We start from the raw sequence: 26,843 nt of genomic DNA on the forward strand, positions 1-26,843 counted from the left end.
AGGCACTCCGCAGGTGAAGCGTAGCGCGGTTGGTTCGGTGGTGGTGGATTCGGGTCGCGAGTCGTTGGTGTCCTCAGCCGGCGGGGTGTTGTTGGCTCAGACTCTGCGCTGTTCAGGACTGGAAAAGGCCATGTCAGCAGCATTGGCGCCGTGGCGAGCGCCGCGTGCGGTCCATGACCCGGCCAAGGTCGTCACCGATGTGGCGATCGCGGTGGCGCTGGGCGGTGATTGCGCCGCCGACCTCGCCGTAGTGCGGGCTCAGCCCGAGTTGTTCGGTCAGGTGGCCTCCGATGCCACGGTGTCGCGGCTGATCACCGCTTTGGCCGGCGATGTCGATGCCGCGATAGCCGCGATCCGCGCTGCGCGGGCCAGCGCCCGTGACCAGGTCTGGCGCCGGCAGCGGCCGCTGGCCGGCGCTGAAGGCGCTCAGGTGATCATCGATCTGGATGCCACGTTGGTTACCGCCCACAGTGACAAACAGGGCGCGACACCGACGTTCAAGTACGGGTATGGCTTTCACCCGATGCTGGCCTTCGCTGATCACGGCGAGGCCGGATCCGGGGAAGCGTTGGCCGGGATGCTGCGACCCGGCTCGGCCGGATCCAACAGCGCCGCTGACCACATCAGCGTCCTAGACGCTGCGCTGGCCCAACTCCCCGAACACCAACGTGCCCAGGTGCTGGTGCGCACCGACACCGGCGGCGGGGTCAAAGACTTCCTGCACCACATCACCAACCTCGGACTGCAGTACTCGGTCGGGTTCTACGGCACGTCCCCGATCGTCGAGGCCCTGTCACGGGTGCCCAAGCAGGCCTGGCGGGCTGCCCTCGACGGCGACGGGACACCACGCGAGGGCGCACAAGTCGCCGAGCTGACCCGCCACCTACCCGAGACACTGCGCGGCTGGCCCGCCGGGATGCGGGTCATCGCCCGCCGCGAACGCCCCATCCCGGAGCCCAACTGCGCCTGACCGACGACAACGGCTGGCGCATCACCTGCTTTGCCACCAACACCCCAGGATGGTCGATCCCCGACCTGGAAGTCCGCCATCGCCAACGCGCCCGCGCCGAGGACCGCATCCGCAACCTCAAAGACACCGGCCTGACCAACCTGCCATTTCATGGTTTCGACCAGAACCAGATCTGGCTCGAAATCGCCCTGCTGGCCGCTGACCTGCTGGTCTGGACCCAAGTCCTCGCCTTCACCGAACAGCCGGCACGACGCTGGGAACCCAAACGGCTACGCCTGCGATTACTCAGCGTGGCAGGGCGCATCATCCGATCAGGACGACGCCGCTACCTACGCCTACCCCGAGGCTGGCCGTGGAGCGACCTCATCCAAACCGGCTGGACCACGCTGCAAACCGCCTGACAACCAGCACTATCCCGACGACCCAAGGACCAGGAGCACCGGTGAGAACGCAACGCCGGAACCCCGCGCCGCCCACCACCACAACCGTTGACCGCAACCCAAGAACACCATCAATCACCGGTCACACGAAAGATCGAGGCTAGTTCTCTCCTACTGCGATGAAGACGTTCTTGGTCTCGGTGAAATGCTCGGGTGCGTCCGGGCCCAGCTCGCGCCCCAAACCGGATTGTTTGAACCCGCCGAACGGCGTGTTGTAGCGCACCGAGGAATGCGAGTTGACGCTCAGGTTGCCGGCCTCGATCGCGCGCGACACCCGCAGTGCTCGGGACAGGTTGTCGGTCCAGATCGAGCCGGACAGACCGTATTCGGTGGCGTTTGCCAACCCGATCGCGTCGGCTTCGTCGTCGAACGGCAGCACCGCGACCACCGGGCCGAAGATCTCCTCGGTGACCGTGCGGTCGGTGCGCGCCGGGGTCAGCACGGTGGGCGCGAACCAGTAGCCGGCACCGGTGGGCGCCGAACCGCGGAACGCCACCGGGGCGTCGTCGGGCACATAGCCGCGCACCGATTCTCGGTGCGCCTTGGACACCAGCGGACCCATCTCGGTGTCGCGCGCGGTCGGATCACCGACCACCACCGCCTTGACCGCGGGTTCGAGCAGCTCCATGAACTTGTCGTAGACGCTGCGCTGCACCAGGATCCGGCTGCGTGCGCAACAGTCCTGCCCGGCGTTGTCGAACACGCCATACGGTGCGGTGGCCGCGGCGCGTTGCAGATCGCAGTCGGCGAAGATGATGTTGGCGCTCTTGCCGCCGAGTTCCAGCGTGACCCGTTTGACCTGTGCGGCCGCACCCGCCATGACGCTGGTGCCCACTTCGGTGGAGCCGGTGAACACCACCTTGCGGACATCGGGGTGGGTCACGAAACGCTGTCCGATCACCGAGCCCTGCCCGGGCAACACCTGCAGCAGATCCGGGTCCAGGCCGGCCGCGATCGCCAGTTCACCGATCCGCAGCGTGGTCAGCGGGGTCCACTCGGCTGGTTTGACCAGCACCGCGTTACCGGCCGCCAGCGCCGGCGCGAATCCCCAGGCCGCAATCGGCATCGGGAAGTTCCACGGGGTGATCACGCCGACCACGCCGAGCGGCTCGTGGAACGTCACGTTCAGGCCGCCTGCCACCGGAATCTGCTTGCCGCACAACCGTTCCGGACTGGCCGAGTAGTACTGCAGCACGTCGCGCACATTGCCGGCCTCCCATTCGGCGTTGCCGATCGGATGCCCGGAGTTGGCCACCTCGAGCGCGGCCAGCTCATCGATGTGCGCGTCGACGGCGGCAGCGAACGAGCGCAGCAGCGCGGCCCGTTCGGCCGGCGGGCGCGCCGCCCACCGGCGTTGCGCGACCTTGGCCCGGCCCACCGCGTCGTCCACGGCCGCCACGTCCAGGCGCTCGACGGTGCGCAGCACCTCTTCGGTCGCCGGGTTGATCACCTCGAATCCGCTCATCGCACCCGCTCCAGGGCGTAGTCGCGGGCCGCGCCGACCACTGCGGCGAACAGCCGCAGATCGTCCAGGCGCTCTTCCGGATGCCACTGCACCGCCAGCACCCAGGGCTGCGTCGCGTCGGTGCTGCGGTCGGTTTCGATGGCCTCGATCACGCCTTCGTCGTCGCGGGCCGCCGCCACCAGCCCGGTGCCCAACTCGGCGATCGCCTGATGGTGATAGCACTGCACGTCGGTGCGCTCCCCGAGTATTTCGGCCAGCCGGGTGCCGGGTTCGATCGCCACCGTCGAGGTGCTGAACACCGCGTTGCCGGCCTGGTGCCGACTGTGGCCGAGCACGTCGGGCAGGTGTTGATGCAGCGTCCCGCCAAAGGCGACGTTGAGCAACTGCGCGCCGCGGCAGATCCCGAGCACCGGCAGACCACGCGCCAAAGCACCACGCAGCAAGGCGAATTCCCAGGCGTCCCGATCGGTTCCGGGCGCGTCGGTGGCCGGGTGCCGGCGCTGCCCGTAGCTGGCCGGGTCGATGTCCATACCGCCGGTGAGCACCAGAGCGTCGAGGCCGGCCAACACCCGGTCGGTGATCGCGTCGTCGACCGGCTGCGGCGGCAGCAGCGTGACGATGCCGCCGGAGCCGATGATGCCCTGCAGGTAGATGTCCGGCAGGAAACTGGCACGCACGTCCCACACCCCGGTCTGCGCCTGCTGCAGGTAGGTGGTCAGGCCCAGCACCGGCCGCAATTCAGAGTCGTTCAAAGCCTCGCACCCTCTCCCAGTCGGTGACGGCGGCGCCGAATGCGGCCAACTCGACGCGCGCGTTGTTCAGATAGTGCTCGACGACGGCGTCGCCGAACGCCGCACGCGCGACCGCCGAGTTCTCGAACAACTCGGCCGCTTCGGCCAGGCTGGTCGGAAGCCGTTGCGCACCAGCGCTGTAGGCGTTCCCGGTGCAGGGCGGTTCGAGCTCCAGCTGCTCCTCGATACCGTGCAGCCCGCCGGCGATCAGCGCCGCCACGCTCAGATACGGGTTCACATCGCCACCGGGTGCCCGGCATTCCATTCGCAGACCGCTGCCGTGTCCCACCACCCGCAGCGCGCAGGTGCGGTTGTCGATCCCCCAGGCCAGCGCGGTCGGCGCGAAACTGCCGTCGACGAATCGCTTGTAGGAGTTGATGTTCGGCGCGTGCAGCAGCGTCAGCTCACGTAGCGTGGCCAGCACGCCGGCCACGAACTGCCTCGACAGCGTCGACATCCCCAGCGGTGCGGCGTCGTCGGCGAACACCGGGGTGCCGTCGTCGGCGCGCAGCGAGATGTGCACGTGACAGCTGTTGCCTTCACGTTCGTCGAATTTGGCCATGAAGGTCAGCGACCTGCCGTGCTGATCGGCGATCTCCTTGGCGCCGTTCTTGTAGATGGTGTGGTTGTCACAGGTGACCACGGCCTCGGCGTAGCGGAAGGCGATCTCCTGCTGGCCGCGGTTGCATTCACCTTTGACGCCTTCGCAGTACATGCCGGCGCCGGTCATGCCCAGCCGGATGTCGCGCAGCAGTGGCTCCATCCGGGTCGAGCCCAGCATCGCGTAGTCGACGTTGTAGTCGCTGGCCGGGGTGAGGTTGCGGTAGCCGGACTTCCAGGCCGCGCGGTAGTCGTCGTCGAACACCATGAACTCGAGTTCGGTACCCACGTAGGCGCGCAGACCGCGCTGCGCCAACCGGGCCGTCTGGGCCGCCAGGATGGCACGCGGCGCCTGCTCGACGGGCCGGCCGTCGGTCCAGGTCAGATCGGCCATCACCTGCGCGGTGCCGGGCAGCCACGGCAGCAGCCGCAAGGTGGCGAAGTCCGGGACCATCACCATGTCGCCGTAGCCGGTGTCCCAGCTGCTGATCGCGTAGCCGTCGACGGTGTTCATCTCGACGTCGACGGCCAACAGATAGTTGCAGCACTCCGAACCGTGCGCGCCGACCTCTTCATCGAACAGCCGCGCAGAGACCCGCTTACCGGTCAGCCGACCCTGCATGTCGGCGAATGCGACGATCACGGTGTCGATCTCGCCGGCCGCGACCATGCGCTGCAGTTCCAGCCGGGTCAGCATCCCCGGGTTCGTGCCGTCGCTCATGACGTGAAGTCAACCATTGGCGCCACTTCACCGCGTCCTCGTCCCGGAGTTTTACGCAGTTGTCACGTCCAAAGGTAGGGCGGCAGGCCCTTGGCCGCATATCCTCCACTCCGGCACGCAGCACAGCACACCCGCGACGCGAGGAGAGGTCATGCCGGCAGAGGAAAGCCTCAAGCGTTCAGGTGCCACCTACCGGCAGGCCGGCGCGGACTACTTCGAGAAGCGCACTTTGGTTCGCACGGCAGGCTTTTGGGGGCTGTGGGGTATCGGCATCGCCGCGGTGATCTCCGGTGACTTCTCCGGCTGGAACTTCGGCATCGGGGAAGCCGGCTGGGGCGGGCTGGGCATCGCGGCCGTCCTGATCGTGATCATGTACTTCGGCATGCTGTTCTCGATCGGCGAGATGTCAGCGGCCATGCCGCACACCGGCGGCGCCTACTCCTTTGCCCGCGCCGCGATGGGCCCGTGGGGCGGGTTCATCACCGGGTTCGCCGAAACCATCGAGTACGTGTTCACCACGGCGGTGGTGGTGTTCTTCTCGGCCAGCTACGCCAACGCCGTCACCACCGACCTGTTCGACCTCTCGCTACCGATGTGGCTGTGGTGGCTGATCCTTTACGTCGCCTTCGTCGGACTGAACTCCTGGGGCGCGGCGATCTCGTTCAAGTTCGCCCTGGTGGTGGCCATCGTGTCGATCGGCATCCTGGTGCTGTTCGCGGTGCTGGCCATCGGGCACGGCGCGGTCGACTTTTCCAAGCTGTTCGACATCGCCCCCGATCCGGCCGCGGCCGGGTCCAGTGCATTCCTGCCGTTCGGGGTGCTGGCCGTGCTGTACGCGCTGCCCTTCGCCATGTGGTTCTTCCTGGGCATCGAGGAGCTGCCGCTGGCCGCCGAAGAAGCCCATGACCCGGCCCGCGACATCCCGCGGGCCGGTTTGTGGGGCATGGTCTCGCTGGTCGGCTGCGGGGCCATCGTGTACTTCCTGAACCCGGCGGTCACCGGTGCGCAGGCGCTGGGCAGCTCCGATGAGCCGCTGCTCGACGGCTTCCGGGCGTTCCTACCGGCCAGCTGGGCCGCCGTGTTGTCGGCGTTCGCGTTGATCGGCCTGCTGGCCAGCCTGCAGGGCATCATGTACGCCTACGGCCGCAACCTGTATTCGCTGAGCCGGGCCGGCTACTACCCGAAGACCTTGTCGCTGACCGGTTCCCGACAAACCCCGTACGTGGCGTTGATCGTCGGCGCGGTGATCGGCTTCATCGCGCTGCTGATCGTGCAGTACTGGATCGCCAGCGCCGGCGCGATCGTGCTCAACATCGCGGTGTGGGGCGCGGTGCTGGCCTACATGCTGCAGATGGTGTCGTTCGTGTTGCTGCGCCGCAAGTTTCCGACCGCGCGCCGGCCCTGGGTCAGCCCGACCGGGAACACCGGCGCGATCGTCGCGTTCGTGATCGCGGCGATCACGTTCGTCGGGGTGTTGATCAACCCGACCTACCGGCCGGCCGTGATCGCGATCGTCGTGCTCTATGCACTGGGCCTGCTGGTGTTCGGCCTGTACGGGCGCCACCGACTGGTGCTCTCGCCCGAGGAGGAGTACGCCGTCACCGGCGGCCTGCACGGCTACGATCCGGCCGCCGAGGGCCTGGGCGGCACCATCGAGGACGAGATCCTCAAGGGTCACACCGACTGACGCTCTCACCTCGAGGTTTGACCAGCTCAGCCCGGTAGCATTCCCCCAAGACCTTCGTGCGACGACACCGCGCGGTAGGGTCGCAGTAAGCCACTTAGGAGAAATCAAGGTGTGTGGAGCCACCGGCGAGGTCCGCCTCGACGGCCGGGTACCCGACGTCGCGGCAGTTGCCGCGATGGTCGACGTCATGGTGCCGCGCGGCCCTGACGGGGCCGGCGTTTGGTCGCAGGGACGGGTCGCACTGGGCCATCGTCGACTGTCCATCATCGATTTGACGGCAGCCGGCGCGCAGCCCATGGTCGACGCCGACCTGGGGCTGTCGATCGCCTGGAACGGCTGCATCTACAACTACCGGCAGCTGCGCGACGAGCTGATCGCGGTCGGCTACCGGTTCTTCTCGCACAGCGACTCCGAGGTGCTGCTCAAGGCCTACCACCACTGGGGTGACCGGTTCGTCGACCGGTTGTTCGGCATGTTCGCCTTCGCGATCGTCGAACGTGACAGCGGCCGGGTGCTGCTGGGCCGCGACCGACTCGGCATCAAACCGCTGTACCTGACCGAGGACGCGCACCGGGTGCGGTTCGCGTCGAGCCTGCCGGCGCTGCTGGCCGGCGGCGGCGTGGACACCCGGATCGACCAGATCGCACTGCACCACTACCTGAGCTTCCACTCGGTGGTGCCGCCGCCGCGCACCATCCTGCGCGGGGTGACCAAGGTGCCGCCGGCCACCCTGGTCGCATTCGAGCCCGACGGTCGGCGCACCGAAAAGATCTACTGGGAGCCGGACTTCAGCCGGCGCACCGAGCGTTCGGACTGGACCGAGCGAGACTGGGAAGACGCGGTCCTGGATTCGCTGCGCCGCGCCGTGGAGCGCCGCCTGGTCGCCGACGTCCCGGTGGGTTGCCTGCTGTCCGGCGGGGTGGACTCCAGCCTGATCGTGGGCTTGCTGTCCGAAGCCGGCCAGCACGGCCTGCAAACCTTCTCGATCGGCTTCGAATCGGTCGGCGGCGTGGCCGGTGACGAATTCCGCTGGTCGGACATCATCGCCAAGCGGTTCGACACCAACCACCACCAGATCCGAATCGACACCGCCCGGATGCTGCCCGCACTCGACGGTGCGATCGCCGCGATGAGCGAACCGATGGTCAGCCACGACTGTGTGGCGTTCTATCTGCTCTCCCAAGAGGTGTCCAAGCACGTCAAGGTGGTGCAGTCCGGCCAAGGCGCCGACGAGGTGTTTGCCGGCTACCACTGGTACCCGCCGATGGGCGCGCCCGCCGCGGCCACCCTGGACGGTTCGGTCGCCAGCTACCGCGCGGCGTTCTTCGACCGCGACCAGGCCGGCATCGAGGCGCTGATCACCCCCGGCCAGGTGGCCGCCGAGGACCCCAGCGGTGCTTTCGTCACAGAACACTTCGCCCGGGCCGGCGCCGAAACCGGGGTGGATCGCGCGTTGCGGTTGGACACCACGGTGATGTTGGTCGACGACCCGGTCAAGCGGGTGGACAACATGACGATGGCGTGGGGCCTGGAGGGCCGGGTGCCGTTCCTGGACCACGAATTGGTCGAACTGGCCGCCAGTTGCCCACCGGAACTCAAGACCGCGCACGACGGCAAGGGTGTGCTCAAGCAGGCTGCCCGCCAAGTCATTCCGTCTGAAGTGATCGACCGGCCCAAGGGCTACTTTCCGGTGCCGGCGCTGACCCACCTGGAAGGCCCGTACCTGGACATGGTGCGCGACGCACTGTTCGCTCCGGAAGCCAAGGAACGCGGCCTGTTCCGACCGGAGGCGGTCGACCGCTTGCTGGCCGACCCGAACGGCCGCCTGACTCCGCTGCGCGGCAACGAACTGTGGCAGATCGCCCTGTTGGAGCTGTGGCTGCAGCGGCACGGCATCAGCGGACCGCCGGCATGAGCGCACCGCAGGAGGAGGCCCACCCCACCGAAGCCATCACCCTGGGCCTGCACGATGCATCACCGCCCGAACTCGTCGATGTCATGGCCGACGACGTCGAGCTGGAAATGGGTTGGGGCCGGCTGATCTTCGGCCAAACCTTCGCCGACCCGGCCGATCTCGCCGAAGCGCTGCGCCGGGAAGGCCCGGGCCGACGCGACATCTGCATCTATGCCCGCGAGTCGCACGTGCTGGTGGCCATGGCCCCGCACGAGTTGTTCATCGATCCCAGCCACACCTACCGGTGGCGGTTCTACGAGGCCGTGGATCCGGCGCCGTCGTTGGGCATCACGGTGCGCACCTTGCGAAGCCGCGCCGACGCCGACGAGATCAACCGGGTCTACGTGCGCTGCGGCATGGTCCCGGCGCCCACCGAGGTGATCTGGCGCAACCACTGCAACGTCGAAGCCATCGACTACCTGGTGGCCGTCCGCGACGACGACGACGAGATCATCGGCACCGTCACCGGCGTCGACCACGAACGGCTGTTCGGCGATCCCGAATCGGGCTCAAGCCTGTGGACGCTGGCCGTAGACCCGACCGCCGGACTGCCCGGCGTCGGCGAGGCGCTGACCCGGACGCTGGCCCAGATCCTGCAGAGCCGCGGCCGCGCGTACCTGGACCTGTCGGTCGCACACGACAACACCGCCGCGATCGCCCTGTACGAGAAGCTGGGCTTCAGCCGGGTGCCGGTGCTGGCGGTCAAACGCAAGAACGCGATCAACGAGGCGCTGTTCACCCCGATCCCGGAAACCGTGGACGACCTCAATCCGTACGCGCGCATCATCGCCGACGAGGCGCTGCGCCGCGGCATCCGGGTCGAGGTGCTCGACGCCGAGACGGGCGAGATGCGGCTGTCCAATGGCGGTCGCAGCGTGATCACCCGAGAGTCGTTGTCCGAGTACACCTCTGCGGTGGCAATGAGCCGTTGCGACGACAAACGGCTGACCCGCCGGATCGTCAGCGAAGCCGGCGTGGTGGTGCCGCGGGGCCGACTGGCCACCTTCGACTCGGCCGATCACGCGTTCCTCGCCGACGTGGGTGACGTGGTGGTCAAACCCACCCGGGGCGAGCAGGGCAAGGGCATCACGGTTGGCGTCAGCAGCCCGGAGGATCTCGACGCCGCGCTGGCCCGCGCCCGGGAAGAACATCCCGAGGTGCTGATCGAGCAACGCGCTCCCGGCGATGATCTGCGGTTGGTGGTGATCGACGGCAAGGTGGTGGCCGCGGCGTTGCGGATGCCGGCCGAAGTGGTCGGCACCGGCAAGCACAGCATCGCCGAGCTGATCGAGGCGCAGAGCCGGCGCCGGGCGGCGGCCACCGGCGGCGAATCGCGCATCCCGGTCGACGATGTCACCCGTGGCACGGTCGCCGAAGCCGGCTGGGACTTCGACGACGTACTGCCCGAGGGCGAGCGGTTGCGGGTACGCCGCACTGCCAACCTGCATCAGGGCGGCACCATCCACGACGTCACCGCGCAGGTCAACCCGGAGTTGTGCCACGTCGCGGTGCGCGCCGCCGAAGCGATCGGCATCCCGGTCACCGGCATCGACCTGCTGGTGCCCGACGTCACCGGCGCGGACTACGTGTTCATCGAGGCCAACGAACGGCCCGGCCTGGCCAACCACGAACCGCAGCCCACGGCCGCGGCATTCGTCGATTTCCTGTTCCCGGGTCAACCGGGGCTGCCGCAGGCCTGGACCCCCGAACCGGTTCCCGAGAGCGCCTGAAACGGCGGCCCGACCGGGCGCCGTGGCCGCGGCAGTAGCCCCCAACTCGCCTCGGACTGAGGCTAGGCTAACCTCTTCAAGATCTTGATTCTGCAAGGGCTACGCAGGTGGCGGCTGATGCGAAGGTAGGGCTGGTTGGTGGTTGCGGTTGACACCGCCCGAGGCGAGCCGCCCGCCCGGGATGTTCCGTCCGGCTCGGGCCATCGTCTCGACATCCAGGGCCTGCGTGCGGTCGCGGTGCTGGTGGTCATCCTCGACCATGTCGGCATGCCGGGTTTCCCCGGCGGTTTCGTCGGCGTCGATGTGTTCTTCGTGATCTCCGGTTACGTGATCACCCGGATGCTGCTGCGGACGTCGACGCAACCGCGCGGGGTGCGCCACCTCGGCGGCGCACTCCTCGACTTCTACGCCAAGCGTGCGCGACGGATCGTCCCGGCCGCGACCCTGGTGATCGTCCTGACCGTCATCGCGACCTTCGAGGTGACCAACTTCCTGCGCGGCGCCCGGGTGCTGCCCGACGCGACCGCGACGTCCTTGTTCCTGGCGAACTTCCACTTCATCGCAACCGGCACCGACTATGCCCGGCTCGGCGCGGACCCGTCTCCCCTGCAGCACTATTGGTCGCTGGCGGTCGAGGAACAGTTCTATCTGATCTGGCCACTGCTGATGTTGCTGGCGATCGCCATCGCGGTCCGATCGCGGCGGGTCACGCAGTCGCAGGTGTTGGTCGCAGTGCTGGTGGCGATCGTGGCGGCCAGCTATCTGCATTCGATCGGGTTGACCTCCGTCAACGGAACCGCGGCGTTCTTCTCGCCGCTCACCCGGGCCTGGGAGCTGGCGATCGGCTGCCTGATCGCGGTAGCCCAGCCGTGGCTGGCCAGCAAGCTCGCCAACACCTCGCGGTCGGTGGCCACGATGCTGTGCTGGTCCGGTGTTGCGGCCATCACCTGGTCGGTCATCGCGTTGGGTGACACCAGCCGCTTCCCGGGGTGGGTCGCCGCAGTGCCGGTGCTCGGTACCGCGGGCATCATCATCGCCGGGATGGGTGTTCAGCGCACGCTGCCAACCACCGTGCTGGGCAGCCGGGTGCCCCGCTATATCGGTGACATCTCGTACTCGCTCTATTTGGTGCACTGGCCGGTGTTCACCATCACCGCGGTCCGGATCGGCGACGACTTCGCACTGCCGATGCAGTTGCTGCTGGTCGGTGTGACCTTCGTCGGGGCAGCCGTGATGTACCACGCGTTCGAGAACCCGATCCGGCGGTCGTCCGCGCTGGCAGCCCGGCCCTGGCTGAGTCTGGTGATCGTCCCGGCCAGCGTTGCCGTCGTGTTCGCGGTCGCGGCATTCGAGCGTTACCGATGGGACCTGCCGGTCCCGCTGGTTCAGCAGTTGTTCTGAGTAGTTCGTGCTCAACAGTTCCAGGAAAGGACCTTGCACGTGGCGAGCCGATTCACCACTAAAACCGTTGCGGGCGTGGCGATGTGCGCCGCGCTGATGCTGTCCGGATGCCAGGCCGGCAAGGCGTCGGAACCGGTTCCGGATCTGGTCGGCGAGCAGGCGTCGACCGAAGTTCCGGCCGCGGTGCCGCCGGCCGAAGTGCTCGAGGCGGTGCGGGCCGCGAGCACACTGCGTGACCTTCCCCCCAGCATCACCACTGATGACCTGCTGGCCACCAGCGGCGACTACACCGAACAGTGGGGGGTCCCGGGATGTAAACCCGAGTTGGAAACGACTCGGCTCGATGACATCGATCCGTGCACTCTCGGCGATACCACCAGCGAGCGAACCATGGTGGTAATCGGCGACTCCGCGGCATCGATGTGGCACAAGGGCTTCGACCTGATCGGCCAGCGCGCCGGCTGGCGAGTGCTCATGCTGACCAAGAGCAACTGCGGTCCCGCGGCGCTGACCTACTACCAGTACCAACTCAAGCGCCCCTACACCGAGTGCGATGCCTGGCAGGACTGGCGGATGCAGACCATCCACCAGGAAATGGCCGAGATCGTCGTGATGACCGGGGCCTACGATGGCGGCAATCAGGGTCCTGATACCCACACGACCCCGCAGATCTGGCGCGAGGCCCTGGTGCAGACCATCGATCAACTACCCGAGGGCACGCGGGCCGTGCTGCTCGGCAACATTCCGCGCCCGGAGCAAGGCCCGTCGGACTGTATCGTCGACAACCCCACCGACCTCACCCGGTGTGCGACGCCGGCAGCCGACGCACTGCCGGAGCAGACACCGTGGGCCGAAGCCGCAGCGCAGACCGGGCAGATCTACGTCGACATCGACCCGTGGTTCTGCACCGAGGAGGTTTGCCCGGCGGTGATCGCCGATCAACTCGTCTACACCGGCAGGTACCACATCACCGGTGAGTACGCCCAGTACCTGTCGGGGGCGATCGAGGAGGCCATGGCGCCGGCCCTGTAGGCGCCGCGCTGATTCACCAGGTACTGGTGCGCAGCACGATCTCGGCGGCCAATTGCGCGGTGGACTCCGCGGCATTGCGCCGGCCGAGCAGGTCGACCAGCCGGAAGTCGCCGTACACATAGCGTTGACTGGCCTGCACCACCGCGCGGGTGGCCGGCGAGCTCACCAGCGCGGTGGTGTTGATCTCGACCGGTGGGCAGTGCTCGTCGCGGATCATGCCACTGGCATCGGCCACCCGCGGATGCCCGCGGTCCACCACGATCAGCGCCGTGAAGCGGTCCAGCCGGGTGGCCGCCAGCTCCCAGGCCAACTCGGCGCCGAGCCGGTCACCGACCAGGACCGCCCAGCGCACCCCGACCCAGTCCATGATGCCCAGCACCGACTTGGTGCTCAGCCGCGGATCCGGACCGATCACCACGGTGCGCAGCGACGCGGTGTGCAGCCGCTGGCACAGCCCGTCGTAGGCCGCGGTGGCCTGGTTGGCTGCGCACAACATGACCACCACCGAACCCGTCTCTGGGCCGGAGACGTCAACCGGAACCGGAAACCCGTCCACGGTGGTCAAAGTCGTCGGAGGCATTGCGCCACGCTACCTGTCCGTCTGGTGACTCGGGTCATTTCAGTGCAGCACCCTGGCCTCAACCGGTCGCCAGCTTGTCGGCCTGCCGCTCGAACTGTTCCAGAAACGTTTGTGGCAGTGCGGCTTTGACGCTGACGTCAGCATTGTTCTCCGGCACCGCCATGGCGAACACGGCCAGCGTCCCGACATTCTGGAAGGCCATGTAGACGCTGCGGGCGGCACCGGCCAGGCTCATGGTCTGCTCATAGACCAGTGCGCCGTCGGGGCCGGGCAGCTCGGCGGTGGTCATCGGGATGCCCGTCGACTGCCGATCGAAGAAGGCTTCGAACCGGGCACAGCGGGCCGCGGTGGCCGCCAGCCCGTCCAGGTCCAGCGGGAAGGACAGCACGGTGGTCAGCACCCGGGCGCCGTCGTAGCCGACGCTGTACTCGATGGCCGCACCCGGGCCGCGCTCGGCGTTGGCCTCGATCACCTGGGTCATCCCGTCGGTGCAGCCCGCCGGTTCCGAGGGCAGCGCCGAGGCCGCCAGCGCGTCGCCGCCGACATCGGCCGGCTCGTCGATGATGCGTTCATAGCGCACCCCGTCGGGCAGATCGGCTGCGGTCAGCACGACGCGTTCCAGGGTGGCGCCCGGCCAGGTGACGGTACCCGCGACGGTGCTCTGACAGGCCGTGAGCAACACGGCGACTGCAGACCCGAGCGCCAACACCAGCTTCATCGGCTCAGGCTACCGGCGCAACGCTGAGTGCACCGTGGGCAGCTTCGGCGCCCCCGCGTCCAGCAGGGCCAGAATCTGCTCCAGCTGCAGATGCGCGTCGAGCAGGTCGGCGATCGCGTCGAGTTGGGCGTCCCGGCGCGCCGTCACGTTCACGTCGTCGGCGACCACGAAACCGGTCCGGCCGGCCGCCGCGGCGGCCTCGGTCAGCCAGGTCCGGCGCAGCACGTCGTTGTCGAGCAGGCCGTGCCAGTGCGTGCCGTACACCTGCCCGGCTCGCGCCCCGAGGCCGAGCCAGTCCGCCGCCGCGCTGCGCACCACCTGTCCGTGGTGGATCTCGTAGCCGGATAGCGGATTCGAGTGCCGCAGCAGGGTCTTGTCCGCCGCGAACTCGATGTCGGCGTCCAGCAGTCCCAGACCGGGCACCCGACCGGCGCCCGATTCCACGGTGTCGTCGATGTGCCGGCACAGCATCTGGAATCCACCGCAGATGCCCAGCACCGCGCGGCCGGCGCGAGCGTGCTCGATGATCGCGGTGTCCAATCCACGCTCGCGCAGCCAGGCCAGGTCCGCGACGGTGGCCTTGGTCCCGGGCAGCACCACCGCGTCGGCGTCGGCCAGCTCGCCGGCGTCGCTGACCAGGTGCACCTGCACGCCGGGCTCACACGCCAGCGCTTCGATGTCGGTGCTGTTGGAGATGCGCGGCATCCGCACCGCGGCCACCCGCAGGGTGTCGCGGCCCAGTGCCGGACGCGGGATGCCGACGATCCGATGCGCGAACACCGGGACCGAATCCTCGCTGTCCAGCCAGAGTTCATCGGCGAACGGGATCACCCCGTAGGTGGGCCGGCCGGTGAGCTCTTCGAGTTGGCGCAGGCCGGGGGCCAGCAGGCCTGGGTCACCGCGGAACTTGTTGATCACGAAGCCGGCGATCAGTGCCTGATCGTCGGGTTCGAGCACCGCCAGCGTGCCGAACAGGTGCGCCAGCACTCCCCCGCGGTCGATATCGCCGACCACCAGCACCGGCAGATCAGCTGACCGGGCCAGCCCCATGTTGGTCAAATCGGTTGCTCGCAAGTTGATCTCGGCGGGTGATCCGGCGCCCTCACAGATCACGGCGTCGAATTCAGCCCGCAGTCCGGCCAGTTCCTCGGCGACCACGGCGGCCAGTTCCGCCCGGTTGGTCAGGTAGTCGCGCGCGGCCATGCTGCCGGCCACCTGACCGCGCACCACCAATTGAGAGGTGCGGTCGCTGCCCGGTTTCAGCAGGATCGGGTTGAACCGCACGCTGGGTTCCAGGCCGGCCGCGCGGGCCTGCATGGCCTGGGCGCGGCCGATCTCACCACCCTCGACGGTCACCGCCGAGTTGTTGCTCATGTTCTGCGCCTTGAACGGCGCCACCCGAATCCCCTTGCGCGCCAACAGCCGGCACAGCCCGGCCACCACGATCGACTTGCCGGCATCCGAGGTGGTGCCGGCGATCAGCAGGGCGCCGCCCACGTCAGAGTTGGGTGAGGATCTCGGCACCGTCGTCGGTGACCACCAGGGTGTGTTCGAACTGCGCGGTCCACTTCCGGTCGGCGGTGACCACGGTCCACTCGTCGTCCCAGATCTCGTAGTCGAGTGAACCCAGGTTGATCATCGGCTCGATGGTGAAGGTCATCCCCGGTTCGATCACGGTCTCCACGGCGGGCTGATCGTAGTGCAGGACCACCAGCCCGTTGTGGAAGGTGGTGCCGATCCCGTGGCCGGTGAAGTCACGAACCACGTTGTAGCCGAACCGGTTTGCGTATGCCTCGATCACCCGGCCGACCACCGAGAGCTGCCGGCCCGGTTTGACCGCCTTGATGGCGCGCATGGTGGCCTCGTGCGTGCGCTCGACCAGCAGCCGGTGTTCTTCGGCGACGTCGCCGGCCTGGAAGGTGGCGTTGGTGTCGCCGTGCACACCGTCGATGTAGGCGGTGACGTCGATGTTGACGATGTCTCCGTCGGAAACCACGGTGGAATCCGGGATGCCGTGGCAGATCACCTCGTTCAGCGAGGTGCAGCACGACTTGGGGAAGCCCTTGTAGCCCAGCGTCGAGGGGTAGGCACCGTGATCGATCATGTACTCGTGGGCGATCCGGTCCAGCTCGTCGGTGGTCACCCCGGGCGCGACGGCCCTGCCGGCCTCGGCCAGCGCACCGGCCGCGATCCGGCCGGCCACCCGCATCTTCTCGATCACCTCGGGGGTCTGCACCCACGGCTCGCTGCCCTCGCGCACGGTCGGCTGCCAGGCGTACTCCGGCCGCGGGATGGACTTGGGCACCGCCAGCGTCGGGCTGATCACACCGGGGCGAAGGGCACTACGAACGGGCATCAGCCCAGCTTAACCGGCCTGCCGCTGCATACCGCCGGGAGTGCACCCAGCCCGGCGAGAATCACAATCTCTCGATCGGAGAATGGTGCTACCGTGACGGGGTGACCGAGACCGTTCATGTGCTGCACCTGCTCGACTATCGCACGGTCGAGGAAACCGACGAGCGTGTGGTGATCGAGATGGCCAACCGCCCGGATCTGGTCAATGTCCGGGGCGCCATCCAGGGCGGGTTGCTGGCCACCCAGATCGACATCGCGGCCGGTGTGCTGGCCGGCCGACACGTCGGCGCCGACCAGGACGTCACCACCGCCGATCTGAACATCCACTACCTGGCACCGGTGGTCGAGGGCCCGGCCCGCGCCGAGGCCACCATCGTGCGTGCCGGCAGGCGACTGATCATCACCGCGGTCGATCTGTACGACGTGGCCCGCGGCCGGTTGGCCGCCCGGGCCACCTTGAGCTTTGCCGTGCTGGACCGCCGCTGATCTGGTTACCCTCAGTGCTATGAGCCTCGAGGGATTCGACGAGGTCGACGACGAATTCGCCGCGGTGTTCGCCGAGCGGTTCGCCGACACCTGGCGCACGCCCGATCTGGTCAAACACGAATCGCTGTGGAGTGAGCACATCGTGTTGATCCAGCCGCTGATGGGCACGCTGCGCGGCAAACCGGCCTGTCGCGCCTCGTTTCGCCGACTGTTCGCGTTGATCCCCGACTTACACGCCGACGTGCACCGGGTCGGTCGCGGCAACCACGAAGTGTTCATCGAATTCACGTTGAGCGGAACCTACGGCGGCAAGCCGATCGCCTGGGCTGCCGTGGACCGGTTCACCTTCACCGACGGCCTGATCGCCGAGCGGGTGTCCTACTTCGATGCCACCCCGGTGGCGCTGAAACTCCTTGGCCGGCCCCGGGGTTGGTCGCGCCTGGCGCGCACCGGGGTACGCCTGTTCAAGACCTGAGCGAGCGCCCGAACCAGGTGCGCCGGCGCGGGCCGCGAATGTCGACCGAACCCCAGACCACCTTGCCGGTCAGGATGACGTGCGGGCGGCCTTCGCCGGGGGCGTCGCTGCGGTGGTCGTGTGCGCTACCGACGACCACCTCGACGTCGTCGATCGAAGCGCTGGCCCCCTCGGGCAGCCGCAGATCCAGCGAGCTGGCCTTGAGGTCGAGTTCGATCACCACGATCGGTCCGGCGAACCGGGCGCGGGTCAGATCCAGGTCCACCGACCCCATCCGGCGCACCAGCGCCAGCCGGGTCGGCACCATCCAGTTGCCCTGCCGCTTGAGCGAGCCCATCACCCCGCGCAGTTCGACCCGGTCGGTGGCCGAGGTGACGATGGCACCCGGCCCGGGCAGATCGTCGACCAGCACGTCGAGCTCGTCACGCATCCGCGCGGTCGACACCTGCAGCGAGCGCTCCTCGAACTCGGCGATGTCGAGCAGGCCCATCGCGACGGCGTTGTGCAGCCGGCGCAGCGTGCCGTTGCGGTCGGCGTCGGACACCCGCATCGGCACCGGTTGGTGGTCGATCTCAGACATGGCGGATCCCAGTCTAAAGCGTGTCGAACAACTCGGTTGAGTGGTTCGCACCGCCCTTCTCGGGCGTCGTCGGTTCAGGCCGCGGGTGCGGTGTGAACGTCGGTTCCCGCGTCATCCGAGCTGGTTTCACCAACACGAGGGTGTTGGCCAGCGCCGTCTCGTCGGCGGGCGTTGGTGGCCCGGCCTCCTGCTTGGGGGTCCGGGGATCGATGAAGGTCATCGTGGTGGGTATCGCCCCAGCGGGCCAGATTCACCGCGGCGTTGGTATCTCTGTCGGCAGTCCGCCCGCAACCACAGGTGAACACCCGATCCGCCAGCGTCATCGCACTGTCGACGACACCGCATTCGGGGCATAGGCGAGTCGATGGATACCATCGGTCGGCTTCGATGAGCTGCCCACTGCGCCACGCCTGCTTGTAGGTGAGCAGGCGGGCGAACTCCGACCAGCCCGCATCAGAAATAGCGCGAGCAAGCCGGTGATTGCGCAGCATTGCCGCCACATTCAGGTTCTCGATGACCAGCCGGTCGTGGGTCTTGACAAGCTCGCTTGATACCTGGTGCAGGAAATGGCGGCGCACGTTGGCGACACGATAGTGATGCCTGCCCAGCCGGGCGGCGGCACCTTTGCGGTTGTGTGATCCTTTCTTCTTGCGTGACAACGACTTCGACAATCGTCGCTGCTGCTTGAGTTCGGTGGCCAGCGCTTTGGGGGCGTCGCTGATCCGGGCCACCTCGGTACCGTCGGCGGTGGCGGCCACCAGGAACACCGACAGGCCGCGGTCCACGCCCACCCAGCCGCCCTCATCGTCGCGGTTGTGCTGGTGGCTGGGGTGTAGATCGCTGGCCTCGACGTTCAACGAGATCCACCACCGTGCGCCGTGGTGGCTGATGGTGGCAAACAGGATTTTCGCCCGGTGTTTGGCGAGCATGCGGCGCAGTCGGCGGGTGTCGTCGTGCACGGCGACCTGCCCGATGCCGGGCAGCGTGACCGACTGTGGGCGATTGTTGTCGCCAACCCGGATCGCGGCAGGTTTGCCCTTGGGGTGCTTGTTGCGCAGCCGAAACGACGCGATGCCCCCGGCCTTCTTCTTGAAGTGAGGGAACCCGACCCGTGTGCCTTTCCGTTTGCCGGCCCGAGAATCCGACCACGCTCTCAGACCCTTGCCCAGGTCGACGGCGGCTTCCTCGAACACCTGCTGACACACCTCACGCCGCCACGACAGTCCCGTCACCACCACCTCGACGCCGCCGTCGGCATCGACGGTGAACACCCGGCCGGCGCCCTCGGTTTTCTTCCACGCGTTTAACGCGTTGATCAGATCAAACCCCGTCCACGGCACCTCAGTGTCCGGGACCGTTCTGCGGTGGGTCAACGCAGATTTCACGATCCGCAGGCACTGGTTGAACGCGAACCGCGACGCCCCGGCATGCCGGGCCAGCACCGCGTGCTGCTCGACCGTCGGATCGAGACAGAACCGGAATGTCGTGTGCCGCGCCATCAACGATCAGCCTCCCACCCACCACTGACAACACCCTCGAGGGCGACGACGTGATGCTCCCTTCGCTCACCATCGATCGTCTGGTGCCCCAAGACCCGGTCGGCGCCGGTAGCGCTGCGATCTGTCTGACACCACGTGGGCTCGTATCGCCCGCTTCCTCGTGCCGAAACATCCACGCGGTGGGCGGCCCTGCCCACCGCAGCGGCGGCGGGAGTACCTCGAGGCCATCTTGTACGTGCTGCGCACCGGATGCCCCTGGCGGCATCTGCCGCACGGCTTCACCGTGTCGTGGTCAACGGCGCACAAGCATTTCCTGCGCTGGTGCCCCAACCGCACCTGGGCGCCAATCCTTACCACGGTCCGCGGCGAGGTCCGCACCCGATCCGGGCCGAGCCAACGGCCCACCGCCGCCGTCGTTGATTCCTCGTCGGTCAATGCCTCGGCGGTGGCCGGGCCGCCCGGCTTCGACGGGGCGAACAAGGTCGACAGCGTCAAACGCCATGTGCTCGTCGACTCAGCCGGTGTGCTGATGGCCGCGGTCGTCACCGAGGCCAATGTCCAGGATCGGGCAGCACTCGGCGAAGCTGCTCGGCAAGGCGAAGCCGATCGCCCCGACCACCGGTCACGTGTGGGTCGACACGGGTTACACCGGCCAGGCCGTCACCACCGCAAGGACGAAAGCAGGCGTCACAGCAGAGGTGGTGACCGGGCCAAAACCCAGCCACGGGTTCATCGTCCAACACGACGCTGCGTAGTCGAACCCACCAACGGCTGGATCAATCACCGCCGCCGCATCGACCGCCACTACGAAATGACCCCGGTTGCGCACGAAGGCCTCGTCTACCTCAGCCAAACCGCCCTACTACTCCGACGGCTCGACCGCAGCCAATTGTTCGACACGCTTTAGGTGCGACGTCTCAGGTCAGGTAGCCGTCGGGCATGCTGTCGAACATCTGCTTGGTCATCCGCACGGCGTACTCCGAACTACCGCCCCCGACGATCAGCGCCGCGAACGCCATGTCGCCGCGGTAGCCGGCGAACCAGGCGTGCGAGCCGCCGACGAATTCGGCCTCACCGGTCTTGCCGCGCACGTCGCCGTAGCCGATCAAATCCTTGGCGGTGCCGTTGGTGACCACCATGCGCATCATCGAGCGCAGGCCTTCGAGCACCCCGGGGTCGACCTCGCCGGGTGCATCTTCGACCTGGGTGGGCCGACCCACGATCAGCTGCGGCACCGGTGTCCGACCGGCCGCCACGGTGGCCGCGGCCAGTGCCATGCCGAACGGGCTGGCCAGCACCTTGCCCTGGCCGAAGCCGTCTTCGGTGAGCTCGGCCAGGTCCACCGTGGGGGGCACCGAGCCGGACACTGTCGGGATGCCGGCGACCAGATAGTCCGGGCCGATACCGAAATTGGTCGCGGTCTGGTTGAGCGCGCGCGGCGGCATCCGGCTGGCCAGCTCGGCGAACGTGGTGTTGCAGGAGTTGGCGAACGCCTTGGACAGTGGCACCGCACCCAAGTCGAAGCGGTCGTAGTTGGGGATGGTCCGGTGCCCGATGTCGATGGTGCCCGGGCAACCCAAAACCGTGTTGGGCGTTGCCATGTCGCGCGCAATGGCGGCACCGGCCGTGACGATCTTGAAGGTCGATCCGGGTGGGTACATGCCCATGGTGGCGGTCGGGCCGTCGGCGTCGGCAGCAGCGTTTTGCGCGATGGCCAGGATGTCGCCGTTGGACGGCCGGATCACCACCAGCATGGCCTTGCGGCCCTGGCCGTCGACCGCGCGTTGCGCCGCCTCCTGCACCGCGCGGTCCAAGGTGATCGACACCGACGGCGCCGGTGCCGGCTGCACCTCCTCGAGCACGCCGACCTCCACGCCGTTCTGGTTCTCGCTGACCACGTGCCAGCCCGGTTCGCCGACCAGGTCATCCATCACGGCCTTCTTGACCTCGGTGATGACGGCCGGGGCGAAGCTGGGATCGGTGGGCAGCAGGTCGGGCTGAGTGGTGACCACGACGCCGGGCAGGTGCTCCAGCGTCGGGGCGATCCGGTCGTGGTCATCCTTGCGCAGCGTCATCAGGTACATCGGGGTGGCGGTGGCGCTGGCCTGCTCGGCCAGCCGCTGCGCATCCAGGGTGTCGTCGAACGGCCGCAGCGCATCGACGACGACCCGGGCGGTGTTCATCAACTCGGCGCCGGCCAGCCGGGCGTCCAGCGCGTAGTTGTACCGGTTGCCCGGCACCAGCACGTCGGTGCCGCCCACCTCGTTCACCGATGCGCGCCGCGGCGCATCGGCGCGCAGTTCCAGGGTCTGGTTCTCACCCAGGCGCGGATGCAGAGCGGTTCCGGCCCAGCGCACCTCCCACTGGCCCTCGTTGCGGACCATGCTCAGCTGTCCGTCATAGCTCCAACTGCGGTCCTTGGGCAGCTGCCAGGTGTAGCGATAGCCCACCGTTCCGGTGTCCTCGGTGAACTTAGCGCCGGTGACCTGGGCGTCCAGACCGGTGGCCTGCAGCCCGGACCAGGAGGCGTTGATGGACTCGCGGGCAGCCTCGGGGCGGTCGGTCAGTTCGGCGGCCCCGGAGGTGTCGCCGGTCGACAGCCGGGCCAGGAACTGCTCGGCGGCCGGGGCCGGGCCGTCGGGTCGCGGTGTGCACGCCGAGATTCCGCTCGCGAGCACAGCAGCCGCCGCCATGACCGAAACGTGTGTGACTGTTGATCTCATTGTGACCATTGAGGCTGATGTTAGAACGGTTGCGTGGTAGCGCCGGGCAGCGACGCGCGGGCCTACGGCATCGAGTTAGTACCCAGGTAGGCGTTTCGCGAGTGGGCGCCTACGCCACCGCTATCTCAACGCCGGGAGACTCAGTCCAACAGCACGGTCGCGAAGGTTCCGACCGGCTGGAAACCCACGCGTTCGTAGGCCGCGCGCGCCATGGTGTTGAAGCTGTTGACGTACAGGCTGGCGATCCGACCGCCGGCCACCACCGCGCCGGCCAGCGTTGCGGTGCCGGCCGCCCCCAGGCCGTGACCCCGCCGTTCCGGGTGCACCCAGACGCCCTGGATCTGGCCGACCGCCGGTGACTGCGAGCCGACCTCGGCCTTGAAGATCACCTCGCCGTGCTCGAACCGGGCCCAGGCTCGGCCGGCCGCGATCAGACTGGCGATCCGCCGCCGGTAGCTGCGTCCACCGTCGCCCAGGCGTGGGTCCACCCCCACCTCGCCGATGAACATGTCGATGGCCGCCACCAGGTAGGCGTCGAGCTCATCGGCCCGCACCCGTCGCACCGCGGGGTCCGCCGCGCACGCCGGTGCCGTCTTCAGGGCCAGCAGCGGCTGTTGGTCGCGCACGTCGCGGGCCGGGCCCCAGGCCGGTTCCAGCCGCTGCCACATCGGCAGCACCAACTCGGCGCGGCCGACCAACGACGAACAGCGCCGCGCGCTCGCCATCGCCTTGTCGGCAAACGCATTGAGGTCATCGGAGTTGCCGCGCAACGGAATCAGATTGGCTCCGGCGTAACACAGGGATTCCGCCGCCTGCCGGCGGGTCCACAGTTCACCGCCGATGGCATGCGGATCGATCCCGTGGTCGGCGACCCGAGCGGCCACCATGCAGGACGCCACCGGGTCGGCGTCGAGGACCTGCTGCACCGCGACGGCGTCACGCACCACCGATACCCGTCGTTCGTCGACAAGGCGAAACAGCGGCGGAGCCGACATGCAGTTACTCGAATCTGTGCGCTCAGGACCCGGTGGTACCGCCTAGCTTACGGTCACCACCGGCGGGCCGCTGGGACTTGTCCCCGCTGTTTCCCCGTCCAGGTGCTCACCGGCCAAGCGCAGCGCCTCTTCGATCAGCGTCTCGACGATCTTGGCTTCCGGCACGGTCTTGATCACTTCGCCCTTGACGAAGATCTGTCCCTTGCCGTTGCCCGAGGCGACGCCGAGGTCGGCCTCGCGGGCTTCACCCGGACCGTTGACCACGCAGCCCATCACCGCAACCCGCAGCGGGACGTCCATCCCCTCCAGACCGGCGGTGACCTCGTTGGCCAGGGTGTAGACGTCGACCTGGGCACGTCCGCAGGACGGGCAGGACACGATCTCGAGCCCACGGGGCCGCAGGTTCAGCGACTCCAGGATCTGGTTGCCCACCTTGACCTCTTCGGCCGGCGGCGCCGACAGCGAGACCCGGATGGTGTCGCCGATCCCGCGGGACAGCAGCGCACCGAAGGCGACCGCGGACTTGATGGTGCCCTGGAAGGCCGGCCCGGCCTCGGTGACGCCGAGGTGCAGCGGATAGTCGCACTGCTCGGCCAACTGGGTGTAGGCCTCGACCATGATCACCGGATCGTTGTGCTTGACGCTGATCTTGATGTCGCCGAAACCGTGTTCCTCGAACAGCGAGGCCTCCCACAGCGCGGATTCCACCAGCGCCTCGGGTGTGGCCTTGCCGTACTTCTCCATGAAGCGCTTGTCCAGCGAACCGGCGTTGACGCCGATCCGGATCGGGATGCCGGCCGCACCGGCCGCCTTGGCGACCTCGCCGACCCGGCCGTCGAACTCCTTGATGTTGCCCGGGTTGACCCGCACCGCTGCGCAACCGGCGTCGATCGCCGCGAAGATGTACTTGGGCTGGAAGTGGATGTCGGCGATCACCGGGATCTGGCTGTGCCGGGCGATCTCGGCCAGCGCGTCGGCGTCTTCCTGACGCGGGCAGGCCACCCGCACGATGTCGCAGCCGGACGCGGTCAGTTCGGCGATCTGCTGCAGCGTCGAGTTGACGTCGTGAGTCTTGGTGGTGCACATCGACTGCACCGCGATCGGGTGCTCACTGCCGACACCCACGCCGCCGACGTCGAGCTGACGGGTCTTGCGCCGCGGCGCCAACACCGGTGGCGGCGCTGCCGGCATTCCCAATCCGATTGAGGTGGTCATTGCGAACTCCTACTGCTGAAAGATGCTGAGCGGGTTGACCACATCGGCGGTGACGGTCAGCAGCATGAAACCGGCCACCAGGATCAACACCACATACGTTGCGGGCATGAGCTTCATGTAGTCCACCGGGCCGGCGGGCACCATGCCGCGAGCCGCACGGAACATGTTGCGCAGCTTCTCGTAGACCGCCACCGCGATGTGCCCGCCGTCGAACGGCAGCAGCGGTACCAGGTTGACCACGCCGAGCACGAAGTTCAGTTGCGCGAGCACCAGCCAGAACAGCGGCCAGATACCGGCTTCCACGGTCTCCCCGCCGATGATGCTCGCGCCCACCACGCTCATCGGGGTTTCCGGGTCCCGCTCACCTCCACCGATCGCTTCGATCAGGGCGGTGACCTTGGTCGGGATCTTGAGCAGCGCCTCGCCCAGGTGCACCGCCAGGTCACCGGTGAACCCGAAGGTGCCGGGCACCGCGGTCAGCACGTTGTACTGGGTCATGCCGGCCGGCGCGGCGACGCCGATCGCCCCGACGGTCTCCGGCGCGCCGGCCTCGGCGCTCAGGTAACGCTGGGTGGCGGCGACGTCGACGGTGGTGGTGACGGTCTGGCCGTCCCGGACGAGTTCGATCGACACCGGGCCGCTGGACTCGCGGATCGCGGCAGCCATCTCGGCGAAGTTGGCCACCGGGGTGTCACCGACCTTGACGATCTCGTCGCCGGCCTGTATGCCCGCCTGGGCGGCCGGCCCCACACCGCTGCACTCCCCCAGCTGGCCCGGGGTCACTTCGGCTGCCACGCAAGTGGTTTCGCCGACCACCGCGGTGGTCGGCGGGTTCAGGTTGGGCAAGCCCCACACCAGCGCGATGCCGTAGATGAGGACCAGCCCGACGACGAAGTTCATCGCCGGCCCGGCGAACAGCACCGCGACGCGCTTCCAGACCTTCTGCTTGTACATCGCATACGGCCGGTCCGCCGGATCGATCTCGTCGACCGCGGTCATACCGGCGATGTCGCAGAACCCGCCGAGCGGGATGGCCTTCACGCCGTATTCGGTGTGGCCGAGCTTGTTGGAGCGGCGGGTGGACCACAGCGTGGGACCGAAGCCCACGAAGTAGCGACGCACCTTCATGCCGGTGGCCCGCGCCACCCACATGTGCCCGCATTCGTGCAGGGCCACCGAAATGAGGATGGCCAGCGCAAACAGCGCAATGCCAATTCCGAACATCATTTGCTGACGAGCCCTTTTCTCACGGATTTCTGTTCGACCAAACGCCGTGCCCGGTCCTTGGCCCATCGTTGTGCGTCGAGTACATCTTCCACGGTAACTGGTGCACGGGCCCATTCGTCGGCAGCGTGCAGTACATCACCCACGGTTGCCACGATCGACGGGAACGAGATCCGGCCGGCCAGGAACGCCTCGGCGGCTTCTTCGTTGGCGGCGTTGTAAACCGCGGTCAGGCATCCGCCGGTCTTTCCGGCGTGCCGGGCCAACTCCACGGCCGGGAAGACCTGGTGGTCCAGCGGTAGGAATTCCCAGCTGCTGGCCGTGCTGAAATCGCAGGCCAGCGCCGCTCCGGGGACCCGCGCCGGCCAACCCAGGGCCAGCGCGATCGGCAGCTTCATGTCCGGCGGGCTGGCCTGGGCCAGTGTGGAGCCGTCGGTGAAGGTGGCCATCGAGTGCACGATCGACTGCGGGTGAACCACCACCTCGATGCGGTCGTAGTCGACGCCGAACAGCAGATGCGTCTCGATCAACTCGAGACCCTTGTTCACCAGGGTCGCCGAGTTCAGCGTGTTCATCGGCCCCATCGACCAGGTGGGATGCTTGCCGGCCTGTTCCGGGGTGACGGATTCCAGATCGGCGGCCGACCAGCCCAGGAACGGCCCACCGGAGGCGGTCAGCACGATCTTGGCCACCTCGTCGGCGGTGCCGCCGCGCAGGCACTGCGCCATCGCGGAGTGCTCGGAGTCCACCGGCACGATCTGGCCGGGCGCGGCCGCCGCCAGCACCAGCGGCCCGCCGGCCACCAGCGACTCCTTGTTGGCCAGCGCCAGTCGCGCGCCGCTGGCCAGCGCGGCCAGCGTGGGCGCCAAGCCCAGCGCGCCGACCAGGGCATTGAGTACGACGTCGGCCTCGGTGTTCTCGACGATTCGGGTGGCGGCCTCGGGCCCGGTGTAGCGGACGTCGCCGATCTGGGCGGCGACGTCGACGTCGGCGACGGCCACGTTGGTCACCCCGGTCTGGGCTCGCTGGGCCGCCAACAACTCCGGACTGCCGCCACCTGCTGCCAACCCGACCACTTCGAACCGGTCCGGGTTGGCGGCGATCACTTCCAAGGCCTGGGTCCCGATCGACCCGGTGCTACCGAGGATCAGAACCTTGAGTCGCTCACCTGCCACCCGTTCATTGTGCCGTGTCCCCAGCGT

Annotated in this window: 22 protein-coding genes and 1 pseudogene; 9 read left to right on the forward strand and 14 right to left on the reverse strand. The window is 68.0% G+C overall.

Annotated features, from left to right (window positions below; genetic code table 11):
• The first annotated feature begins 13 nt into the window (after positions 1 to 13).
• Positions 14 to 1,371 (forward strand): annotated as a pseudogene (locus AC5Y3P_RS15130) (IS1380 family transposase).
• A gap of 139 nt (positions 1,372 to 1,510) precedes the next feature.
• On the opposite strand, the gene AC5Y3P_RS15135 reads toward AC5Y3P_RS15130, so the two are convergent.
• The 3 genes from AC5Y3P_RS15135 to AC5Y3P_RS15145 are packed head-to-tail and all read right to left on the reverse strand — an operon-like array spanning position 1,511 to position 4,987.
• Complete coding sequence (locus AC5Y3P_RS15135) at positions 1,511 to 2,875, reverse strand: aldehyde dehydrogenase family protein (RefSeq protein WP_500046726.1); 1,365 nt, start codon at positions 2,873 to 2,875, stop codon at positions 1,511 to 1,513.
• The gene (locus AC5Y3P_RS15140; protein ID WP_500046727.1) at positions 2,872 to 3,627 is read right to left on the reverse strand and encodes a gamma-glutamyl-gamma-aminobutyrate hydrolase family protein; all 756 of its coding nucleotides are present in this window, start codon (positions 3,625 to 3,627) and stop codon (positions 2,872 to 2,874) included. The genes AC5Y3P_RS15135 and AC5Y3P_RS15140 overlap by 4 nt, the downstream gene beginning before the upstream one ends.
• Positions 3,614 to 4,987, reverse strand: coding sequence for a glutamine synthetase family protein (locus tag AC5Y3P_RS15145; protein ID WP_500046728.1), 1,374 nt, complete (start codon positions 4,985 to 4,987; stop codon positions 3,614 to 3,616). The genes AC5Y3P_RS15140 and AC5Y3P_RS15145 overlap by 14 nt, the downstream gene beginning before the upstream one ends.
• 151 nt (positions 4,988 to 5,138) lie before the next feature.
• Here AC5Y3P_RS15145 and AC5Y3P_RS15150 point away from each other — a divergent pair, with 151 nt between their 5' ends.
• From AC5Y3P_RS15150 to AC5Y3P_RS15170, 5 genes are all read left to right on the forward strand, one after another.
• Positions 5,139 to 6,674: an amino acid permease gene (locus AC5Y3P_RS15150; protein ID WP_500046729.1), complete on the forward strand. Its 1,536-nt coding sequence runs from the start codon at positions 5,139 to 5,141 to the stop codon at positions 6,672 to 6,674.
• 109 nt (positions 6,675 to 6,783) lie between these two features.
• On the forward strand, positions 6,784 to 8,589 hold the full coding sequence (locus tag AC5Y3P_RS15155; protein WP_500046730.1) for an N-acetylglutaminylglutamine amidotransferase: 1,806 nt from the start codon (positions 6,784 to 6,786) through the stop codon (positions 8,587 to 8,589).
• Positions 8,586 to 10,358, forward strand: coding sequence for an N-acetylglutaminylglutamine synthetase (gene ngg / locus AC5Y3P_RS15160; protein ID WP_500046731.1), 1,773 nt, complete (start codon positions 8,586 to 8,588; stop codon positions 10,356 to 10,358). The genes AC5Y3P_RS15155 and ngg overlap by 4 nt, the downstream gene beginning before the upstream one ends.
• 138 nt (positions 10,359 to 10,496) lie before the next feature.
• Positions 10,497 to 11,759: an acyltransferase family protein gene (locus tag AC5Y3P_RS15165; protein WP_500046732.1), complete on the forward strand. Its 1,263-nt coding sequence runs from the start codon at positions 10,497 to 10,499 to the stop codon at positions 11,757 to 11,759.
• Between the two features lie 39 nt (positions 11,760 to 11,798).
• Positions 11,799 to 12,791 carry an SGNH hydrolase domain-containing protein gene (locus tag AC5Y3P_RS15170; protein WP_500046733.1) on the forward strand — a complete coding sequence of 331 codons (993 nt, stop codon included), beginning with the start codon at positions 11,799 to 11,801 and terminating at the stop codon, positions 12,789 to 12,791.
• A 13-nt stretch (positions 12,792 to 12,804) separates the two neighbouring features.
• Here AC5Y3P_RS15170 and AC5Y3P_RS15175 read toward each other — a convergent pair whose 3' ends face one another.
• The 4 genes from AC5Y3P_RS15175 to map are packed head-to-tail and all read right to left on the reverse strand — an operon-like array spanning position 12,805 to position 16,445.
• A complete protein-coding gene (locus AC5Y3P_RS15175) occupies positions 12,805 to 13,371 on the reverse strand; it encodes an alpha/beta fold hydrolase (RefSeq protein ID WP_500046734.1) in 567 nt (188 codons plus the stop codon).
• 58 nt (positions 13,372 to 13,429) lie between these two features.
• On the reverse strand, positions 13,430 to 14,089 hold the full coding sequence (locus AC5Y3P_RS15180; RefSeq protein ID WP_500046735.1) for a hypothetical protein: 660 nt from the start codon (positions 14,087 to 14,089) through the stop codon (positions 13,430 to 13,432).
• Positions 14,090 to 14,098: 9 nt separating this feature from the next.
• Entirely contained in the window at positions 14,099 to 15,586 is a 1,488-nt protein-coding gene (locus tag AC5Y3P_RS15185; protein ID WP_500046736.1) for a cobyric acid synthase, read from the reverse strand.
• 1 nt (position 15,587) lies between these two features.
• Positions 15,588 to 16,445, reverse strand: a complete 858-nt coding sequence (map, locus tag AC5Y3P_RS15190) for a type I methionyl aminopeptidase (RefSeq protein WP_500046737.1) — start codon at positions 16,443 to 16,445, stop codon at positions 15,588 to 15,590.
• A gap of 101 nt (positions 16,446 to 16,546) precedes the next feature.
• Here map and AC5Y3P_RS15195 point away from each other — a divergent pair, with 101 nt between their 5' ends.
• Complete coding sequence (locus tag AC5Y3P_RS15195; RefSeq protein WP_500046738.1) at positions 16,547 to 16,930, forward strand: PaaI family thioesterase; 384 nt, start codon at positions 16,547 to 16,549, stop codon at positions 16,928 to 16,930.
• Positions 16,931 to 16,949: 19 nt separating this feature from the next.
• The gene (locus tag AC5Y3P_RS15200; protein WP_500046739.1) at positions 16,950 to 17,405 is read left to right on the forward strand and encodes a nuclear transport factor 2 family protein; all 456 of its coding nucleotides are present in this window, start codon (positions 16,950 to 16,952) and stop codon (positions 17,403 to 17,405) included.
• On the opposite strand, the gene AC5Y3P_RS15205 is transcribed toward AC5Y3P_RS15200, so the two are convergent.
• Together AC5Y3P_RS15205 and AC5Y3P_RS15210 are read right to left on the reverse strand one after the other, a co-directional pair.
• Positions 17,395 to 17,985 carry a DUF1707 SHOCT-like domain-containing protein gene (locus tag AC5Y3P_RS15205; RefSeq protein ID WP_500046740.1) on the reverse strand — a complete coding sequence of 197 codons (591 nt, stop codon included), beginning with the start codon at positions 17,983 to 17,985 and terminating at the stop codon, positions 17,395 to 17,397. The genes AC5Y3P_RS15200 and AC5Y3P_RS15205 overlap by 11 nt on opposite strands.
• A 74-nt stretch (positions 17,986 to 18,059) precedes the next feature.
• Entirely contained in the window at positions 18,060 to 19,484 is a 1,425-nt protein-coding gene (locus tag AC5Y3P_RS15210; RefSeq protein WP_500046741.1) for an RNA-guided endonuclease InsQ/TnpB family protein, read from the reverse strand.
• A gap of 121 nt (positions 19,485 to 19,605) precedes the next feature.
• On the opposite strand from AC5Y3P_RS15210, the gene AC5Y3P_RS15215 reads away from it, so the two are divergent.
• Positions 19,606 to 20,391 (forward strand): IS5 family transposase, encoded by a 786-nt coding sequence (locus tag AC5Y3P_RS15215; protein WP_500046775.1) that lies wholly within the window; start codon positions 19,606 to 19,608, stop codon positions 20,389 to 20,391.
• Between the two features lie 10 nt (positions 20,392 to 20,401).
• Here AC5Y3P_RS15215 and AC5Y3P_RS15220 read toward each other — a convergent pair whose 3' ends face one another.
• The 5 genes from AC5Y3P_RS15220 to dxr form a co-directional block, all read right to left on the reverse strand.
• Positions 20,402 to 22,216: a penicillin-binding transpeptidase domain-containing protein gene (locus AC5Y3P_RS15220; RefSeq protein ID WP_500046742.1), complete on the reverse strand. Its 1,815-nt coding sequence runs from the start codon at positions 22,214 to 22,216 to the stop codon at positions 20,402 to 20,404.
• Between the two features lie 131 nt (positions 22,217 to 22,347).
• Positions 22,348 to 23,202, reverse strand: coding sequence for a GNAT family N-acetyltransferase (locus tag AC5Y3P_RS15225; protein WP_500046743.1), 855 nt, complete (start codon positions 23,200 to 23,202; stop codon positions 22,348 to 22,350).
• 42 nt (positions 23,203 to 23,244) lie between these two features.
• The gene (gene ispG / locus AC5Y3P_RS15230; protein ID WP_500046744.1) at positions 23,245 to 24,417 is read right to left on the reverse strand and encodes a flavodoxin-dependent (E)-4-hydroxy-3-methylbut-2-enyl-diphosphate synthase; all 1,173 of its coding nucleotides are present in this window, start codon (positions 24,415 to 24,417) and stop codon (positions 23,245 to 23,247) included.
• Positions 24,418 to 24,426: 9 nt separating this feature from the next.
• Positions 24,427 to 25,644, reverse strand: a complete 1,218-nt coding sequence (locus tag AC5Y3P_RS15235) for a M50 family metallopeptidase (RefSeq protein WP_500046745.1) — start codon at positions 25,642 to 25,644, stop codon at positions 24,427 to 24,429.
• Positions 25,641 to 26,816: a 1-deoxy-D-xylulose-5-phosphate reductoisomerase gene (gene dxr, locus AC5Y3P_RS15240; protein ID WP_500046746.1), complete on the reverse strand. Its 1,176-nt coding sequence runs from the start codon at positions 26,814 to 26,816 to the stop codon at positions 25,641 to 25,643. The genes AC5Y3P_RS15235 and dxr overlap by 4 nt, the downstream gene beginning before the upstream one ends.
• Positions 26,817 to 26,843 lie beyond the last annotated feature (27 nt).

It is taken from the genome of Mycobacterium sp. NGS45 (genome assembly GCF_059812645.1).